This is a genomic window from Rickettsia endosymbiont of Ceutorhynchus obstrictus (genome assembly GCF_964026565.1).
Taxonomy (GTDB): Bacteria; Pseudomonadota; Alphaproteobacteria; order Rickettsiales; family Rickettsiaceae; genus Rickettsia.
Genome location: NZ_OZ032162.1, coordinates 1,063,533 through 1,081,740, shown reverse-complemented (window position 1 = coordinate 1,081,740; position 18,208 = coordinate 1,063,533). Strand labels below are relative to the sequence as shown.

Here is an 18,208-nt window from a genome sequence, read left to right as displayed (position 1 = left end):
TATTACTTTTCTCTAAAAGCCTTAAATGCCGTATCAATTAGAGGATCAAGAAGATATCTTAAAAGCGTTCTGGTACCGGTAACGATTTGTACTTCGGCTTGCATGCCCGGATGTAACTCTAATTTCCTAGATTTGGCAATTTTATTGAACTCGTCCATATCAATTTCAATGCGTGCAACATAATAATTATCTTGTTGAGCAGGGTTTTGATTTGGATCCTGCACGATATCGGGCGATATCTTTACGACTTTACCGGTAAATAACGGTGTCGTTCTTGATTTAAAAGCACTGAAACGTATTTTAGCTACTAGCCCTTCATGCACGGCATCAATATTTTTTTGAGATACTTTCGCCTCTATTATTAAAGCATCGTTAGTCGGAGAAATCTCTAAAATAGGTTGCCCCGGGCTAATAAACCCGCCTATAGTGTGATATCTTAATGAGTTAACGACTCCGTCAACGGGTGATCTTATAACTATTCTATTAAGCGAATCGGTAAGGGAAGTAAATTTTTCTCTCAGATGTGCCACCTGTACTTGCGCTTCTCGAAGCTCGGTTAATGTTTTTTCGGTATATTTATTTTGTAAATTTATGATACTAATTTCACTTTCGGTAATAGCATGCCTTGTGCCGGCAATCTCGCTATCCGCCCCGGCAACTTCACTTCTAGAATTAGCTTCTTTTGCTTCCATTTCCAGCAAAGTTGCTTTCTGAGCAAAACCTTTTTCCATTAAAGTTTTGACAGCTTTTAGCCGATCTTGCAATACTTCCGCAGTTTTTTTAGCAGCAATTTTTTTAGCTTCTAGCCCTTCGATTTTTTTCTCTAGCTGTGCAATTCTTTGATGTAGTGCATTTTTTTCTGACCTATAGACTTCTTTTTTGGACCTAAATAAATTTTCTTGCGTATGAATTATTTTTGCCACTTCGGAAATATTTATATCTTCCATTAAAAAGTCTGCAAATTCAATTTGTTCTAAATTATCCCGTTCGGCAATTAAACGGTTTTCGGTAGCTAAAGCGTTTCTATATTGATTTAAGATACTTTCATGTTCGGTTTTGATTTTAGTTTCATCAAGTTCGATTAATTTATCTCCGGCTTTAACTTTGTCACCTTGTGCCACAAAGATACCGGCAATAATTCCGCCTTCATGATGTTGAATTGTCTTTTTGTTGGTAGTCGGCATTACCATACCGACTGAGACGGCTCCGCTATCTAACGGCGCAAAGCTTGCCCACATGCCGCCGATTAAAACTAAGAAAATTATTACGTAAACGCCGAAAATAATCGGTGATCTTGCAGTTTGCACCACATTATTACGATCCTTATCCGTTTTTCTAGTAATAAAATTAACGAATCTATCAAGTTTGATCAGTAAAAATTCTATTATTTTAGAAATTCTGGTAAGTATTTTATTAGATAATATTTTACGTTTAGAACCCTTAGCAAACATTGCATCACTTTTTAAAGACAATAATTGCTTTAATTGTTCCGGCGTAATTTGAGGCTTATTGTTTTTTGATTCTTGCATAATATTTATACTTGTTGAACTTTTGTAAGTCCTCCGGTTCTCACTTGACTCAAGTGTACGCTGCGATCCTCGGCTTACAGTCTCCTTGCTCTTTTCCAAGTTGAATTTCGGTATGCCAACTCTTCATTTCACAGGAGTATATTAATTGTTAATATGAATTGTGCCGCCCTTTAAAGTTTTAAAATGGTTTTGGATTTCTTCCTGATCACCGTAAACAGCTACCGCGCCGTCTTGTAATATTAAAATTTTATCTACCACGGATAATACCGAGGGTCTATGAGAAATTACCACACAGGCAATTCCTTTAGCTTTTGCTTGTTTCAAGGCGTTTGCTAAAGCTACTTCGCCGGCTTCGTCTAAGTTAGCGTTCGGCTCGTCTAAAATAATAAGTTTCGGATTACCGTAAAAGGCTCTCGCTAGCCCTAGACGCTGCCTTTGCCCGCCGGAAAGATTTGAGCCGCCGGCACCGATATCGGAATCATAACCGTCGGAAAATCTTAAAATCATCTCATGAGCGCCGGCTATTTTTGCCGCTTCAATAACTTTTTGTGGATCGGGATTCTCAAGCATTCTGGCTATATTTTGTTTAATACTACCGCTAAAAAGCTCTATCCCTTGCGGTAAATATCCTACATGATTACCGAAATCTTCTCTATTCCACCGGTAAATTTCTGCCTCGTCAAGTCGCACTGAACCGGATAATGCCTTCCATACTCCGACTATAATCTTAGCTAAAGTAGATTTTCCCGCCGCCGAAGGTCCAATAACTGCAAGTATTTCTCCGGGCTGGACGGCAAAGCTTACTCCTTTTAAAATATATTTCGGTACGGGCGGTTGCGGTAAATGGCTTGGAATAGGGGTAGCATAATAAATATTATCCACCGTGAGATGCCCCTCGACGTTAGGGATCGGCATAGCTTCATCTCTTGACGTATATGTCGAAAATAGTTGGTTAATATTTTTATAGGATTTAAGAGCGCCGCTCATACTCTTCCATAATTCAATAGCGTTATCGAAAGGTGCTAATGCTCTGCCGACTATTATCGAACTCATAATCATATTTCCCGGCGTCATGTCTCTACCGCCGCTGGTGACGACAACGTAAGCCCCGACACCAGTTACCGCCATTTGCATAACGTTACGAATAAATCTTGAAAAGTTAGAGATTACGCCGTTACGGTAGCTAGCCACCGATTGCTTGTCTAAGGCTGCTAAATTGAATTTATGCCAATTGCCGGTAACGTTTTTCATCATCCCCATAGCTTCAACTACTTCGGCATTTCTATTGGCGATATCTGCCTGTGTCATACCTTTTATTGAAAATTCGGTAGCTTCACCGAGAGTTTTATTAGTAGCCGCCGCATTAAAAAAAGCAGTCGAGACTATAATAACTGCTCCTAAAACCGTAATAGCTCCAAGATACGGATGAATTAAAAAAATAACTATAATATAGATAATACTCCAAGGAGCATCGAATAAGGTATTAATGCCGGTACTTGTTAAAAAGGTTTTAACCGTTTGGAAGTCCCTAAGCAACTGGCTAGAACCCATATTAGACCTGGTTGCCGCTGCGGAAATAGAAATAGAAAAAACTACCGGTGCTACCGTTCTATCAAGCCATTCTCCTACTTTAATTAGGGTAAAGGATCTTGCAACTTGTAACAGCCCGTAAACAAAGTAAATATAAGCTATTATTATCGATAAAAATAATAAAGTTGATAAATTGCCGCTGCCAAGAACTCTATCTAAAACTTGTAAAGAATAAAGCGGCGTAATTAACATTAAAACATTAATTACGAAAGCAAACCAAAAAACTATCCAAAAAGCCGTTTTACATTGGTCTAGTGCCTGTATTAAAGGGTTTTTGTTAGTTATAACATTATTTTTATGCATGTATTTATCTCAAGTTTAGGTAGCTTTTTTATAAATCTTTTAAAATTAAGTTAGAATTAATAAATTTATAATAACAATTAACTATATTATAATGCGAACTATGTATAAGTTTTTAAGCTAAAACTTATACATGGTTGGGGGTTATTATAGTAAGCATAGCATTATAAAGACAAAGTTAACAAGATAAAGCAAAAAAATTGTTTATTGTAAATAATTCTTAATTAATTCTTCAGCAATTTGTACGCCGTTTAGTGCAGCCCCTTTACGTAAATTATCGCATGTGACCCATAAATTTATAGTGTTTGCTTGCGTATTGTCGTTTCTAATTCTGCTGACATATACTAAATCCTCGCCTACTACTTCAATAGGAGAAATATACGGTGTTTCATTAAGCGTAGAGATTGTAATGATTCCGTCGGCTTCTTTTAATATTTCTTCTGCTTCAAATGCATCCATTTTACTATTAAATTCAATATTAACTGCCATAGAATGAGCAACAAATACCGGTACTCGAACACAAGTAACGCTAGTACTTATATGATTTCCTATAATCTTTTTTAATTCAAGAGCAATTTTAGATTCTTCACTTGTATAGCCGTCTTCATTAAAATGACCTATATAAGGAAATAAGTTAAAGGCTATTTGCTTGGGGAATGTTTTTGCATCAACTCCCCCGAAAGTATATTTGGATTTAGTTTGATTATAAAGCTCGTCCATACCGGCTTTACCTGCACCGGACACTGATTGATAGGTAGAGATAATAATCCTTTTAATTTTTGCTTCGTTATCTAAAGGTTTTAGCACTACTGCCAGCGGTATAGTACAACAATTCGGGTTAGCAACAATATTTTTAACCGAATAATCCTTTAACTTTGATAAATTAGCTTCAGGAACAATTAAAGGCACTTCTGCGTCAAGTCTAAAAAAGGAAGATTTATCGATCACTATACAATTTTGAGCAACAGCTTTAGGAATATATTCTTTTGAAATATCTGAGCCGGCACAGAAAAAAGCAATATCAACATCACCGAAATCTAAATTATTTAAACTAATTGTTTTTACTATATCGTCGCCGAAACTAATTTCGGTGTTCATAGAATTATTTGACGCTACAACGTAAAGTTTATTAATAGGAAAAGAACGCTCAGCTAAGATACTAAGGGTTTCTCTTCCAACATTGCCGGTAGCCCCTATTATGGCAACGTTATATTTTGTGTTCATATTCTTCTAACCGATTAGACCGGAAATTTTTTTTCCGCCTATAATGTGAAAATGAAAGTGAAAAATGCTCTGACCCACATTTTCCCCTTTATTAGTTACTAGCCGGTAACCCGATTCATTCAAGCCGGCTTCTTTTGCAATATCAGAAATTTTAGCAAAAAAATATTTTATTTCTTCAGAAGAAGCCTTAGCAATAAAATCATCGTAATCAATATATTCTTGTTTAGGAATAACGATTAAATGTACCGGTGCTACCGGATTTATATCTTTAAATGCTAACAGTTTTTCGTCTTCATAAATTATTTTTGCCGGAATATCCTTATTGATAATTTTAGCAAAAATATTTTTTTCATCGTACATATTATATTTTTTTACTTAATTGTTACAGAAAATACCGTCATTGCGAGGAGGCATTGTTGCGTGGCTAGAATTTTTGATGTCATTCCCGTGAAAACGGGAATCCAGACTTTTCTTTGTCATGCTGAACAAGTTTGCCGCATCTATTACAAAGATATCCTGAAATAAATTCAGGCTGACTATAATTTTTCTGGATTCCCGCCTACGCGGGAATGACATCGAGACCGTTGTTATCCCACGTAACAATGCATTTTCGTAATGACGTTTCTAAAAATACTCAATTAGCCGAGCGCTCTAGAAATTTTAATTCAGCATCTATTTCAGATCGGGCAAATACCACATCTCTCAATCGATAATTTTTTCGTTGTAAATCATATTCCCTTATATCGGAAGCAAAAAAACCGAATATCAGCATTATAGTTAATTTACTAATAAATGCTAGTCCTTGAATATTAATTGTCGTTATAATTATATTAATTATTATAACTAAAAATAAAGCTAGCCACATTTTATGATAAACTGCCCAAAAAACATTTAAAAGCAAGGCCATCCATGAAAATCCTTCTCTGACAATAATAAAATTATTACTTTTTTGTTCATGGTTAATATATATTGCGTATATATTCATTAACAAGCCTTGAAATTTAGGAAAAAATGATTAACTAAAACAGGTATATACTACCTAATTAACCTTTTAATATCAACATTTAAAATTTTTATTATGTCAAATAATCTAGCTCTGCACGGTACGACGATACTTTGTTTAAAAAGAAATGCAGAAGTAATTATAGCTGCCGACGGACAAGTGTCGCACGGCAACACAATATTAAAAGCCGGAGCCAGAAAACTTAGAACTATCGCCAATAATAAAATCATCGCCGGTTTTGCCGGCTCTACTGCCGACGGGCTTGCTTTGTTTGAAAAGTTAGAAGCGAAATTAGAGAAATATTCTCATAATTTGCTTAGGAGTTCCGTGGAACTTGCCAAAGACTGGCGTAGCGATAAATATTTACGACGTTTGGAGGCAATGATGATAGTTGCCGATAGTGATCATATCTTAATTCTAACCGGTAACGGTGACGTAATTGAACCTGAAAATAATGTAGCGGCAATAGGCTCCGGCGGGTTATTTGCGTTAGCAGCCGCCAGAGGCTTAATGTCTTGCGATAATAATTTAACGGCAGAGGATATTGCATTAAAATCAATGAATATAGCTGCTGATCTCTGTGTTTTTTCTAACCATAATATTATTCTGGAAAAAGTTGTATGACTGCTACTCAAAAAAAAGATTCTATAAATTCTATGGGACTTACCCCTTCTCAAATAGTTAGTGAACTTAATAGATTTATCGTCGGGCAAGACAAGGCTAAAAAAGCGGTGGCTATTGCTCTTAGAAATCGTTGCCGTCGTAAAAATATTAAAGGTATACTCCGTAATGAAATTGTTCCTAAAAATATTTTAATGATTGGACCCACGGGTGTCGGTAAAACTGAAATCGCCAGAAGGCTTGCGGGTCTTAGCGGTTCACCGTTTTTTAAAATAGAAGCGACTAAATTCACGGAAGTAGGATATGTCGGGCGTGATGTTGAATCAATAATACGCGATCTTGTAGAAATAGCGGTTAATACTCAGAAATCTCAAGCTAAAATTGAAGTAAATATCAATGCTAGAGAAAAAGTAATAGAAAGGATATTAGATAGCTTAGTCGGTAAGTCTTCTAGTACCGAGACCAGAGAAAAATTTCGTGATAAAATTTTAAGCGGCGCACTTGATGAGACCGAAATTGAGATAAATATTGCCGATACTGCTTTGCCTTTAGGTAGCGGTAATTTTGAAATTCCCGGCATGCCTGGTAGCTCTATGGGTGTTCTTAATTTAGGGGATATGCTCGGTAGAGCTTTGGGAGGTAATAAAACTAAACTGAAAAAAATGCTTGTTAAGGAGGCAATGAATATCATCCTTTCGGAAGAGTCGGAAAAATTAATAGATCAAGAAAAAATTATAGGGCAAGCTATAAATTTAGTTGAAAATGACGGGATAGTGTTTATTGATGAAATCGATAAAATAGCTTCTAATTCTGCGTCAGGTGCAAAGAGTTCAGAAATAAGCCGCGAAGGAGTTCAAAGAGATTTACTGCCTTTAATCGAAGGAACCAGCGTTAATACTAAATACGGACCGGTTAAAACCAATCATATATTATTTATTGCCTCAGGAGCTTTTCATTTAACAAAACCTGCCGATTTATTGCCGGAACTGCAAGGTAGATTACCGATTAGAGTGGAATTAAATCCGTTAACTAAAAATGATATGGTGAAAATATTACTGGAACCGGAAGCGAGTTTAATCAAACAATATTCGGCTTTACTTGCAACGGAAGGAGTAGCGATAGAATTTACTGAAGAAGCTATTGAAAAAATTGCTAGTTACGCTACGACTGTTAACTTAGAAGTAGAAGATATTGGTGCCAGAAGACTACACACGATCCTTGAAAATTTATTAGAAGATATAAGTTTTAATGCTAGCGAAATGAAAGGGCAAAAAGTCACTCTAGATAAAGAATTTGTGGAAAAACAATTATCAAAAATAATAACTAACCTTGACTTAGCAAAATTTATATTATAGTATAATTTTTCAATTGAGGGTAGAGCGGTATTTTTTGTTCCGTGGATAGGTTAAAGCGTATTCTATATCATTCCCGCCTACGCGTGGCTTTGTTGCATGGCTACCGGAATCGTCATTGCGAGGAGGGACGTAGTCCTGACGTGACAATCTAGTCCTTGTCATCCTGAATTTATTTCAGGATCTTTTACAATAGATACTGAAACAAGTTCAGCATGACAAAGAAAAGCCTAGATTCCCGCTTTCGCGGGAATGATACCGAGAGCGTTTTTAACCGTCCATGCAACAACACCGGCTTGACCACGGCATCCAGTCTTTTTATTAAGGTTTTTCCGGATACCGTGGGAGGGGCCTCGGTATGACACCGTACTTATAATAACCATAATACGGTAAATTATTAGCCATGCAACAAAGCCTTTAGTCGCTTGCAATGACGTTTGGGTATCCACGCTGGCAATGCCTCCTCGCAATGACGGACTTACGTTTTTGCTCCTTAAGTTGACACCCATACGCTTCCGTGGGAATGACATAAAAATCTATACATGCAGGAATGCCGATATATCCAAATAACAATCACACCTAGAATATACCAAAAAATTTCATGATAGTTCACATTGCTAGTTTAACATTTAACGGAATCGAAATTACTGATGTTGATGTGCAAGTACAGATATCGCCGGGTATTCCGTCTTTTACTATAGTAGGGCTTGCCGATAAAACTATTGCGGAATCAAAAGAACGAGTAAAAGCGGCCCTTTCTTCGATCGGGCTTGCGCTGCCTACAAAGAAAATTCTAATAAATTTAGCACCCGCCGATTTAGTTAAAGAAGGAAGTCATTTTGATCTTGCTATTGCTTGTTCTATACTTACGGCAATGAATATTTTGCCTAATATTGAAATACAAGAATATCTTATAATGGGTGAATTATCGTTAGACGGTTCTATTTTACCGGTCAATGGAGCTTTGCCGGCGGCAATTGGAGCTTTAGCACGAGGTAAAGGGCTTATCTGCTCAAGTCAAAACGGTTCGGAAGTTGCTTGGTCCGGTAATAATAATCTTTTAGTAGCCGGTAATTTAATTGAATTAGTAAATCATTTTAAAGGTTCACAAATTTTAACGGCTCCTGAGCCGCAAGCTGACAATAGCTTAATAAATTATCCCGATTTTAGGGATATAAAAGGTCAAAAAACCGTAAAAAGAGCTTTGGAAATTGCAGCGGCAGGAGGACATAATCTTTTAATGTTCGGTCCTCCGGGTACCGGTAAATCAAGGCTAGCTCAGTGTATGCCGGGAATATTGCCTAAAATGTCTTCGGAAGAAATTTTAGAATGTAGTATTGTTGCAAGCATTGCCGGTAAACTTTCAGGGGGTAAACTTACTAGGGTTAGACCGTTTAGAGCGCCGCATCATTCTTGTTCGATAGCTGCGATGGTAGGGGGAGGAGTAGGGAAAAAAGTTAAACCGGGGGAAATTTCGTTAGCTCATAACGGGATATTATTTTTAGACGAATTGCCTGAATTTCCGCAGCATGTTATTGAATCTTTAAGGCAACCGATAGAGAGCGGCGAAATATTAATTTCACGGTCAAATTCTCATATAAAATATCCGGCAGATTTTCAGTTAATAGCTGCCATGAATCCGTGTAAATGCGGTTATTTAAGTGATCCTTATAAAACATGCGTAAAAGCTCCTAAATGCGGGAGTGATTATCAAATGAAAATATCAGGTCCTATTATGGATAGGTTTGATTTAAATATAGAAGTTTCTAATAATATGAATTTTTTAAATTATAATAATCATTCGGAGGAGGAAAACTCCGGCGATATTGCCGTCCGAGTGGAAAAAGTCCGTCTTATACAGCAAAAAAGATATGAAGGATATAATATCAAAACAAATAATCGGTTAGACGGGCAGTTACTAATAGATTATGCAATGCCGATAGATGACGGGAAAGAATTGTTAAATGAGGCGGCAGTAAAATTCCGATTATCTATGCGCGGTTATAACAAAATCCTCCGAGTAGCAAGAACTATTGCCGATCTTGAGAATTCAGATAAAGTGAATAAGTTACATATTGCCGAAGCATTAAACTACAGAAAAATGGATTTTAATAATAATTATGTTTCAGGATAAATAAGTTTTATGTAATACTTACAATTAATGATTGTTTTTTTTATATAAATTATTAATATTTATGCTTAAAAATTAAATTAATATTACTGTAAGTGGATAGGTTAAAGCACGTTCTATGTCATTCCCGTGCAGGCGGGGCGCTGTTGCATGGCTAATAATTTACCGTATTATGGTTATTATAAGTACGGTGTCATACCGTGGCTTGACCCACTACTGTACGAACATTTAAATAAAGAGGTAAAAATTCTGTCATTCCGTGGCTACGACCACGGAATCCAGCTTATAATATCATAAAAAGATTCTAAAATAAGTCTAATATGGCTTTATTTTCCTGGATGCCGTGATCAAGTCACGGCATGACACAGCCTTTTTTCAACGTTCGTACAGTAGTGGGCTTGACCACGGTATCCAGAAAAACCTTAATAAAAAGACTGGATGCCGTGGTCAAGCCACGGCATGACACCGAAACACTTTGCAAAAATTCGAGCCATGCAACAACGCTTGAAAACGGGAATCTAGAAAAAATACTTTTAAGTCATCCTGAATTTATTTCAGGATATTTGGGTAATTAGATGCTGAAACAAGTTCAGCATGACATAAGTAAGGCTTGGATTCCCGTTTTTACGGGAATAACATCGAAAATTCGAGCCATGCAACAACGCCAACGTTATGCGAGAATGACACACTAGTATAATGACGGCAAATTTTTATCAGGAGAATTATGCATGAATATTAATTGGAATTTAGATACGATTATTTTTCTTAGTTTTTTATTAGTTAACTTATCGTTTGGTCTTTATCACGGTAGAAAAGTTAAAACTATAGAAGATTATGCACTTGGCGGAAGAAATTTTAGCACGGGTGCCTTAGTTTCTACTATAATCGCTACGTGGATCGGCGGGGATTATCTCTTTATTACTTTAGCGGAAGTTTATAATACAGGGCTACATTACACCATTGGTTGTCTTGGTATGGTAGTCTGTCTGCTTTTAAATGCATATTTATTTATTCCTAAAATGGGGGAGTTTTTAGGTAGCATTTCAGTTGCGGAATCAATGGGAAAATTATACGGTAAAAATGTTCGTATTATTTCGGCTATTTCCGGTACTATAGCGTCTGCAGGTTTTATAGCCGTTCAATTTAAAGTTTTCGGCGAAGTTCTTAAAAATTTCGTTGGATTATCCGGTAATACGCCGATTTTTTTAGCAGCTAGCATAGTAATAATTTATTCTGCTTTCGGCGGTATTAAGTCCGTTACTTTCACCGATATAATACAATTTTTTACTTTTGGGGTATTAATACCGGTTCTAGGATTTATATTATGGAGTGATTTTAATAGCCAACCTAATTTTACTTTTGCCAATGCATTAACCAGCCCAATATTTGACTACAAACAATTTTGGGGTTTTTCAAATCCAAATTTTTGGTCATTATTATTATTATTTATACTATTTTCTTTGCCGGATATTAACCCTGTGATGTTTCAAAGGGTAGCGATGGGACGAAATATACCGCAGGTAAAAAAAGCTTTTACCGTTTCTGCATTTATATTGATGGTAATTTTACTCGGCATGGCGTGGATTGCCTTTTTACTATATAGTATAGACCCTAACCTTGAGCCGACTTCTTTGGTTCAATATATAATAGGTCAATATTCTCACACGGGATTAAAAAGCTTTATATTAATAGGAATTGTCGCGATGTGTATGTCTACGGCCGATTCAAATATAAATGCTTCCTCAGTACTTTTAACTCACGATTTTTGCGGTCCGTTAAATATTAAATTTAAAAATGAACTAGTTTTATCTAAAATTATTTCTATTACACTCGGCATTATTTCCATATATTTGGCCTTGCTAGAATATGATTTATTGCCGCTTGTTTTTATGACGCAAAGCTTTTATATCCCTATTATCGATGTTCCTCTTATCCTTGCAATACTTGGGTTTCGTACCTCAACTAAATCCGTATTTATAGGAATGGGAGCGGGTCTTATCGCTGTTATAATATGGCGAATATATTTTATGGATATTACAAATGTCGATAGTATTCTGCCCGGTATGGTAGTTAATTTCATATTTTTAATGGGAAGTCATTATTTACTAAAGCAACCCGGAGGATGGAAAAAAAAGAAGCCTGTTATTAGATCGACAAATAAGTTTAATACGGTAATTAATTCTGTTAAGAAATTTAATATTGTAACGTTTTTTAACCAAAATGCGCCTAAAAATGAGTTAATTTATACAGGCTTCGGAGTATTCTGTATAGTTTCGACTATCAGCAGTATGTATTCCGTAACAAATATAATAGGTAATAAAACATTATTGTTTTTCTTTGAAAGTATGTTAATTCTTTCTATTAGCTTTTTGACTTATCCGATTTGGCCGATTAGCCTTAAAAATAATATTATTATAAGACCGGCATGGTATATATCGGTTTTTTACTTATTGATAGTTTGTAGTACTTTCTTTGTTTTATTAAGCAACTTTTCACACTTACAAATTACAATATTTATATTAAATATTGTAGTAGCGGCAATTATAATACGGTGGAATATTGCTTTTATAATGATTATATCGGGAGTATATTTGGCTATTGAAGTATACTCCCGTTATATGGGCGGTAATGTTAAAATGGTTATAGAATATAATCAATTTATTTTATATGCTCTTCTCTTGATAGGTACCGTAATAATTATTTTCCTTAAACCGAAACAACAGAATGAGGAAATAGCTGAAACAATAAGAAATTACCTTAACGATAATAATAAACAACAACAGTTAGAGTTGATAAAACTTGCAAATTATCGTGAAGATTTTATCTCCCGCCTTGATGATCAATGTATAGCGGTATTTAAATCAATTCATCGACAAATTAATAACTTAGAGCAGGAGTTACATAATCAAAATCCCAACAATTTAAAAAATATAAAACATGAATTGGTAACTATTGTAGAAAAACTAAAATCCGGAGCAGAGTATTTAGATACCGTAATTTTTCAAATAAAAAATAAAATTAAAATTTTTCCTGAAAAAATAAAATTTCAACCTTTTCTACAAAATGTAATTAGTGAATATAAAAAACTTCACGGTTATTCTAATCTTGAAATACCGATTGATTTTGAAAGTAAATTAACAGAAATACAGCTTGATCCGAAGCTGATTAAAGAAACACTCTTTGATTGCTTTAATCATGCCGTCATGAATTCTTCTACGCCGAATATTTCGGTAATAATTGAAGATAGTGAATTACAATATGACCTTGAATCATTGAATAATTCTCAACAACTTAAACGTGATGCAATAAAAATTTTAATTATCGCGAAAAACTCTACTTTAACTCAAGAAGATATTAGAAAAATGATACGTCCTGCATATAATACGATAAATGAAATTCGCTCTGAAGGGATACAAAAAATAATTAGCGCTCATTACGGTAAAATTGTTCTTACCTTAAATCGTTTTGCCGAAGCAAATTACATTATTACGATTCCGGCGCGCTTGAATGAAATTAGACCTAAAAAAATGGATTTACCGGACGAAGAATTAAATAAAGCTAATATAACGAATGCATTTATTACCGCTAATAATAAAGAAATATTGAAAGATGTTGCTATAGAATTAATAAAATTAAGAATGCCCCCTATGGTTGTAGCAAAAGTAACTAAATTAAGCTTAGAGGAAATAAATCAGCTATAGTTAAAATCGCTTAAATTGTCATGTCGTGGCGTATAAGTGTCAGTTTAAGAAGTGCGTTTTTAGTAAATTTTTCCGATGTCATTCCGGCACCGGCGCAGCGTTGTTGCATGGCTCAAATTTTTGATGTCATTTCCGTGAAGGTGCTTTGTTGCATGGCTCTAAAAAAGTGCCGTATGTCATTCCCGCGCAGGCGGGAATCCAGAAAAACATAGTCATCCTGAATTTATTTCAGGATCAAATGATATAGATGCTGAAACAAGTTCAGCATGACAAAGAAAAGTCCGGATTCTCGCCTGCGCGGGAATGACACCGAAAATTCGAGCCATGCAACAAGGTCGCCGCTGTAAGCGGCGTGGCATTCTAATTAAATCCCTCATTATATTCGGGATAGCCTGGATTGCCACGTCGGGACTACGTCCCTCCTCGCAATGACGGGGGATTTGGAACCACGCAACAATGCTGCGCGGGAATGACATCAAAGGTGCTTTTAACCATCCACGCAACAATGCCTCTTCGTAATGACGGGTTTTTTGTGTTAATATTGTTAATATATATACAGTTACCATGTTAAAAAAAACGTTGAAAGTTAAGTTTACTTTTATAATTTTATTGCTAATCTTATTTATTACTTTTTTAAATTTTAGTATATTTTATCTTTTTGTGCCGGGATCGTTGCCTGAAAATAAAACATTAATTATTGAGCCTAAACTTTCCGTAAATCAAATTGTTACAAAGCTCTATAATAACAATATAATCAAATATCCGGAACTATTTACAATCATTGCCAAGCTTTATTCTTTAAAAAATCCGCTTAAAAGCGGTGAATATATTTTTACGAGTAATATCTCTCCGCTGCAAACTTTAAAAATTTTAGCAAGCGGCAAATCCATCATACATAAGTTAGTTATTCCCGAAGGGGTGTGGGTCAGTGAAATCGTAAAAAAGATTAATGAAGAAGATCGTTTAATAGGTGAGATAAAAGGTATTATTCCTGAAGGTTTTTTGATGCCTTCAACTTATTTTTATTCTTACGGTGATCAGAAAGAACAAATAATTGATAGGATGAGAAAGCTAATGTCTTTTAATTTAGATGAGACTATGGCCAAGCTTTCACCGGATTCGCCGTTAAAAACTAGGCTTGAAGTGTTGACGCTTGCCTCTATAATTGAAAAAGAAGCCGGTTCAAATTTAGAGAAACCTATGATTGCTGCAGTATTCTTAAATCGTCTTCGGAAAAATATGAAATTACAAGCCGACCCGACTACGATATATGCACTAACCGAAGGAAAAGTTAAGTTAGGTAGGTCTTTAACTCGAAAAGATTTGCTACAAGAATTACCGTATAATACTTATTATATCAAAGGGCTGCCGCCCGGTCCGATTTGTTGTCCTTCCAAGGGATCGCTAGAAGCGGTAGTAAATCCGGCTAAAATTACCTCACTATATTTTGTGGTCGACGGTAAAGGGGGACATAATTTTTCTAATAATATTGCTGATCATAATAGGCATGTAGACAGCTACAGAAAAAGTTTGATTATTAAAACACCGCAAATAGAAATACTGCCGACAGATATAATAAATATAAATGATTAATTTTAATAATAATGAAATAATGGAAAATACCGAATTTGCAAAAATAGCGGAAAAAACAATTAGTTTGATAGCCGATATAATTGAAACGGAAGATAAAAATTGCCTCATAGATGTAGATTTTCAGGGTGATATTTTAAATCTAATTACCGATAAAGGTATTTTTGTAATTAACAAGCATAGTGCGGCTAAGGAAATTTGGTTATCTTCGCCTATTAGCGGTCCTTACCATTTTTTTTATGAATTAGGTATTTGGCAAACAAAAACCGATATTAAATTATATGAAATTTTAGAGCAGGAACTACAAATTAATTTTAATAATATGCGAGTCGATTCAAATCACCATTTTTAAAAATATCATTCTGTAAAACTTAAATACAAATATACCTTAACCCCAAGTGTGCCAAGAATGCAGAATCAGAAGAAGAGGATGCAATGCTGTATTTGACATGGTGGAAGGTCCACCGGAATCGAGCTGGTATGAGCAGATTCCAAACAACCTTAAGCTGCTGTATTCTAAGGAATATGGTAGTGAGCGTTAAGGAAAAGGCCCGCAAGGGTCATGTGAGATTTATGTAGGTAAACGAAAGTGAATTGCTGTAATTAAGTGTCGAAAGAGGGTTAAGTTCTCTGTCAAAACCTTTGGCTTTTGGGGGCTGAAGGGATAAGTTAGCTAACTGTCATACAATAGTTGAGCTATCGGCGAGCGGCACAGGAGGCAGTACGAACATAAATTAGGGTCAGATATGGAACTTGGGAATCAATAGCACTTTCCAGCTATTGAGGCAGATGCAGTTGTAGTAGTGAAGAAGCTTCTGTAATGGGAGTGGAGCGAAGGGCTGCATGTGGAGCGACATAAAAAAAAATTAACAACTAAGCTAATTAAAGAAGGATTAATTAATATTATGTCAAAGAGGTACAACATTGCCTCAAATCCACAAAGAGCCGTATGAGGCGAGAGTCTCACGTACGGTTCTGTGAGCACCTCTGGTCAATACAGGGGTGACTCGATCTATGGATAAGTTTTAGCTTAAAAACTTATCCATAGTTCGCGTTAGTCTAAATTGTTTATACCGAAAATTTTAAAAATAAAAACTAGCTCGTCGGCGGCTTCTTTAAGGTAATCAAAACGACCGGATGCGCCTTTGTGACCTGCGTCCATATTAGTTTTTAACAGTAAAATATTATTATCTATTTTATTAGTGCGGAGTTTTGCCACCCATTTTGCCGCTTCCCAATATCCTACTCGTGAGTCGGATAGACCGCAAGTTACAAATAGAGCAGGATAATTTTGGGGTTTTACATTATCGTAAGGGGAGTAAGATTTGATATAATTAAAATATTCGATATCTTTAGGATTACCCCATTCTTTAAACTCGATCGGCGTTAGCGGCAGGCTTTCATCAAGCATGGTATTAAGTATGTCAACAAACGGCACATGTGCAATAGCCGCCTTATAAAATTCCGGTTGTTCATTGATAACATAGCCCATTAACATACCGCCGGCACTACCTCCCATAATCACTATATTATTTTTACTAGTATATTTTTCTTTGATTAACGCCTCAGTACAAGCTATAAAATCTTCAAAAGTTCTTTTTTTAGTTAAAAATTTAGCCGCTTCATACCAGTCATGACCAAGATCATCACCACCTCTAATATGAGCAAGAGCGTAAACAAACCCGCGATCGGCGATAGAAATAGCGGTATTTCTAAATGCAGCCGGTAGGCTAATCCCGTAAGAGCCGTAACCGTATAAATATAAAGGATTTGAGCCGTCTTTTTTAAATAATGATTTTTTATAAAATAACGTAATCGGAACATGCACCCCTTCGTTATCGGCAAATATTCGCTCTACTTGATATTCATCAGGATTAAAACCACTAGGGATTTCTTGTACTTTTAATATCGATAATTTATCCTTATTAAAATCATAACTATAAGTAGTAGTAGGTCTTGCGAGTGAAGAGTAGTTTACTCTAATATCGTCTTCGTCAAAATTTGTTGAATAGCTACTTGCCGTAAATGAGCTATCGGGAAAGTGAATATTATTTTCTATGCCGCCCTCCAGATTTTTGACCTTAATCAGCGGCAAGCCATGATCGCGATAATTTAATATCAAATAATTATTGGTAATATCAAAGCTTGATAAATATTTATCGTTCTCTTCCTTAATGTAATTATCATGCCAATCACTTTTTTCAAAATTATCTGTTTTTACTCTAGCGATTCGGAAATTTTTAGCATCTAAATTAGTTCTGATATAAAAATAATCACCGTTATGAGCGATATCGTAGAATATGCCATTTTGTGCAGTTTGCACTAGTTGCAGTATAAAATTATGATCTTGCATTGAAATTACATAAACTTCATTTTCATTATAATCGGCTGAGTTAATAAAGACATATTGGCGGCTGGCGGATTTTTCTATATCGACTTGATGAAGTGGATTGGTTACATTAAATATTAATTGATCTTGTGCAGAATCATTGCCTAAATGATGAAACATAACTTTATCATGACGTAAATTTTCATTAATAGAGATATAGAAAAAACCGTTTAGTTCTTCATGCCAAGTTATAGACCCGCTAACGTCTTTTATTTCATCAGGTAAATATTTTTGTGCTTTAAGATCATATATTTTTATGTCGTATTTTTCATTACCGTTGAAATTAACACTATAAGCCGTTAAATTTTGATCAGGTGACATAGCAACTAAGGCAACATCCGTAAAATCTCGATTTTTTGCTAATATATTAACGTCTAATATTATTTCTTCTTCAGCTTCTAAGCTGCCGTGCTTTCTGCAATATATCGGGTAATTTTTATCAGCTTCTGTCTTATAGTAATAATAATAATTTTCTTTTTTAGTATAGGTAGATATATCATCTAATTTGATACGAGCTTTTAGCTCTTCAAAAATCTTTTCTTTTTCTAGCTGTAAATCAGCAAAGAAATTTTCGGTATATTTATTTTCTTCTTTTAAATATTCCAAAATCTTTGAGTCTTGTACATCCGGCCATTTAGAATCACGAAGCCAGTGATATTCGTCATTAATAGTTTGTCCGTGAATTTCAAAGCTATAATTTTGTTTAGTGGCAATAGGCTGTTTCATTTTATTCTCTATTTTTTTGTTATTGCTAAGATGTCATTCCCGCCTGCGCGGG

The 18,208-nt window shown here is 35.3% G+C and carries 19 protein-coding genes; 9 read left to right on the top strand and 10 right to left on the bottom strand.

What is annotated here, in order from left to right; genetic code table 11:
* Positions 1 to 2 precede the first annotated feature (2 nt).
* From AAGD64_RS06050 to AAGD64_RS06025, 6 genes are all read right to left on the bottom strand, one after another.
* Complete coding sequence (locus AAGD64_RS06050; RefSeq protein ID WP_341792747.1) at positions 3 to 1,529, bottom strand: HlyD family type I secretion periplasmic adaptor subunit; 1,527 nt, start codon at positions 1,527 to 1,529, stop codon at positions 3 to 5.
* A 141-nt stretch (positions 1,530 to 1,670) separates the two neighbouring features.
* Positions 1,671 to 3,422: a type I secretion system permease/ATPase gene (locus AAGD64_RS06045; RefSeq protein ID WP_253307558.1), complete on the bottom strand. Its 1,752-nt coding sequence runs from the start codon at positions 3,420 to 3,422 to the stop codon at positions 1,671 to 1,673.
* Positions 3,423 to 3,623: 201 nt separating this feature from the next.
* Positions 3,624 to 4,643, bottom strand: a complete 1,020-nt coding sequence (asd, locus tag AAGD64_RS06040; RefSeq protein ID WP_253307559.1) for an aspartate-semialdehyde dehydrogenase — start codon at positions 4,641 to 4,643, stop codon at positions 3,624 to 3,626.
* A 6-nt stretch (positions 4,644 to 4,649) separates the two neighbouring features.
* Positions 4,650 to 5,003, bottom strand: coding sequence for a histidine triad nucleotide-binding protein (locus tag AAGD64_RS06035; RefSeq protein WP_253307560.1), 354 nt, complete (start codon positions 5,001 to 5,003; stop codon positions 4,650 to 4,652).
* 15 nt (positions 5,004 to 5,018) lie between these two features.
* Entirely contained in the window at positions 5,019 to 5,219 is a 201-nt protein-coding gene (locus AAGD64_RS06030) for a hypothetical protein (protein ID WP_341792746.1), read from the bottom strand.
* A gap of 58 nt (positions 5,220 to 5,277) precedes the next feature.
* The gene (locus AAGD64_RS06025; RefSeq protein ID WP_341792745.1) at positions 5,278 to 5,628 is read right to left on the bottom strand and encodes a DUF2628 domain-containing protein; all 351 of its coding nucleotides are present in this window, start codon (positions 5,626 to 5,628) and stop codon (positions 5,278 to 5,280) included.
* Between the two features lie 93 nt (positions 5,629 to 5,721).
* On the opposite strand from AAGD64_RS06025, the gene hslV reads away from it, so the two are divergent.
* Positions 5,722 to 6,270: an ATP-dependent protease subunit HslV gene (gene hslV, locus AAGD64_RS06020; RefSeq protein ID WP_253307562.1), complete on the top strand. Its 549-nt coding sequence runs from the start codon at positions 5,722 to 5,724 to the stop codon at positions 6,268 to 6,270.
* Positions 6,267 to 7,622, top strand: coding sequence for an ATP-dependent protease ATPase subunit HslU (gene hslU / locus AAGD64_RS06015; protein ID WP_341792744.1), 1,356 nt, complete (start codon positions 6,267 to 6,269; stop codon positions 7,620 to 7,622). The genes hslV and hslU overlap by 4 nt, the downstream gene beginning before the upstream one ends.
* 9 nt (positions 7,623 to 7,631) lie before the next feature.
* Here the strand turns inward: hslU and AAGD64_RS06010 are convergent, their stop codons facing one another.
* Both AAGD64_RS06010 and AAGD64_RS06005 read right to left on the bottom strand, forming a co-directional pair.
* Complete coding sequence (locus tag AAGD64_RS06010; RefSeq protein ID WP_341792743.1) at positions 7,632 to 7,784, bottom strand: hypothetical protein; 153 nt, start codon at positions 7,782 to 7,784, stop codon at positions 7,632 to 7,634.
* A gap of 65 nt (positions 7,785 to 7,849) precedes the next feature.
* Positions 7,850 to 8,149 (bottom strand): hypothetical protein, encoded by a 300-nt coding sequence (locus AAGD64_RS06005; RefSeq protein ID WP_341792742.1) that lies wholly within the window; start codon positions 8,147 to 8,149, stop codon positions 7,850 to 7,852.
* Positions 8,150 to 8,220: 71 nt separating this feature from the next.
* Here AAGD64_RS06005 and AAGD64_RS06000 point away from each other — a divergent pair, with 71 nt between their 5' ends.
* The 5 genes from AAGD64_RS06000 to AAGD64_RS05980 all read left to right on the top strand — a co-directional run bounded on the left by AAGD64_RS06000 (position 8,221) and on the right by AAGD64_RS05980 (position 13,663).
* Positions 8,221 to 9,753 (top strand): YifB family Mg chelatase-like AAA ATPase, encoded by a 1,533-nt coding sequence (locus tag AAGD64_RS06000; RefSeq protein WP_341792741.1) that lies wholly within the window; start codon positions 8,221 to 8,223, stop codon positions 9,751 to 9,753.
* 147 nt (positions 9,754 to 9,900) lie between these two features.
* The gene (locus tag AAGD64_RS05995; protein WP_341792740.1) at positions 9,901 to 10,047 is read left to right on the top strand and encodes a hypothetical protein; all 147 of its coding nucleotides are present in this window, start codon (positions 9,901 to 9,903) and stop codon (positions 10,045 to 10,047) included.
* 62 nt (positions 10,048 to 10,109) lie between these two features.
* Positions 10,110 to 10,325, top strand: coding sequence for a palindromic element RPE4 domain-containing protein (locus AAGD64_RS05990; RefSeq protein ID WP_410526066.1), 216 nt, complete (start codon positions 10,110 to 10,112; stop codon positions 10,323 to 10,325).
* Positions 10,326 to 10,478: 153 nt separating this feature from the next.
* Positions 10,479 to 13,451: a sodium:solute symporter family protein gene (locus AAGD64_RS05985; RefSeq protein ID WP_341792739.1), complete on the top strand. Its 2,973-nt coding sequence runs from the start codon at positions 10,479 to 10,481 to the stop codon at positions 13,449 to 13,451.
* 20 nt (positions 13,452 to 13,471) lie between these two features.
* Complete coding sequence (locus AAGD64_RS05980; RefSeq protein ID WP_341792738.1) at positions 13,472 to 13,663, top strand: hypothetical protein; 192 nt, start codon at positions 13,472 to 13,474, stop codon at positions 13,661 to 13,663.
* Here AAGD64_RS05980 and AAGD64_RS05975 read toward each other — a convergent pair whose 3' ends face one another.
* A complete protein-coding gene (locus tag AAGD64_RS05975) occupies positions 13,664 to 14,017 on the bottom strand; it encodes a hypothetical protein (protein WP_341792737.1) in 354 nt (117 codons plus the stop codon).
* Between AAGD64_RS05975 and mltG the strand changes: the two genes are divergently transcribed.
* On the top strand, positions 14,016 to 15,044 hold the full coding sequence (gene mltG / locus AAGD64_RS05970; RefSeq protein ID WP_341792736.1) for an endolytic transglycosylase MltG: 1,029 nt from the start codon (positions 14,016 to 14,018) through the stop codon (positions 15,042 to 15,044). The two genes, AAGD64_RS05975 and mltG, sit on opposite strands and share 2 nt — an antisense overlap.
* A gap of 19 nt (positions 15,045 to 15,063) precedes the next feature.
* On the top strand, positions 15,064 to 15,393 hold the full coding sequence (gene cyaY / locus AAGD64_RS05965; RefSeq protein WP_253310027.1) for an iron donor protein CyaY: 330 nt from the start codon (positions 15,064 to 15,066) through the stop codon (positions 15,391 to 15,393).
* 702 nt (positions 15,394 to 16,095) lie between these two features.
* Here cyaY and AAGD64_RS05960 read toward each other — a convergent pair.
* Positions 16,096 to 18,156, bottom strand: a complete 2,061-nt coding sequence (locus tag AAGD64_RS05960; protein WP_341792735.1) for a S9 family peptidase — start codon at positions 18,154 to 18,156, stop codon at positions 16,096 to 16,098.
* Between the last annotated feature and the right edge of the window lie 52 nt (positions 18,157 to 18,208).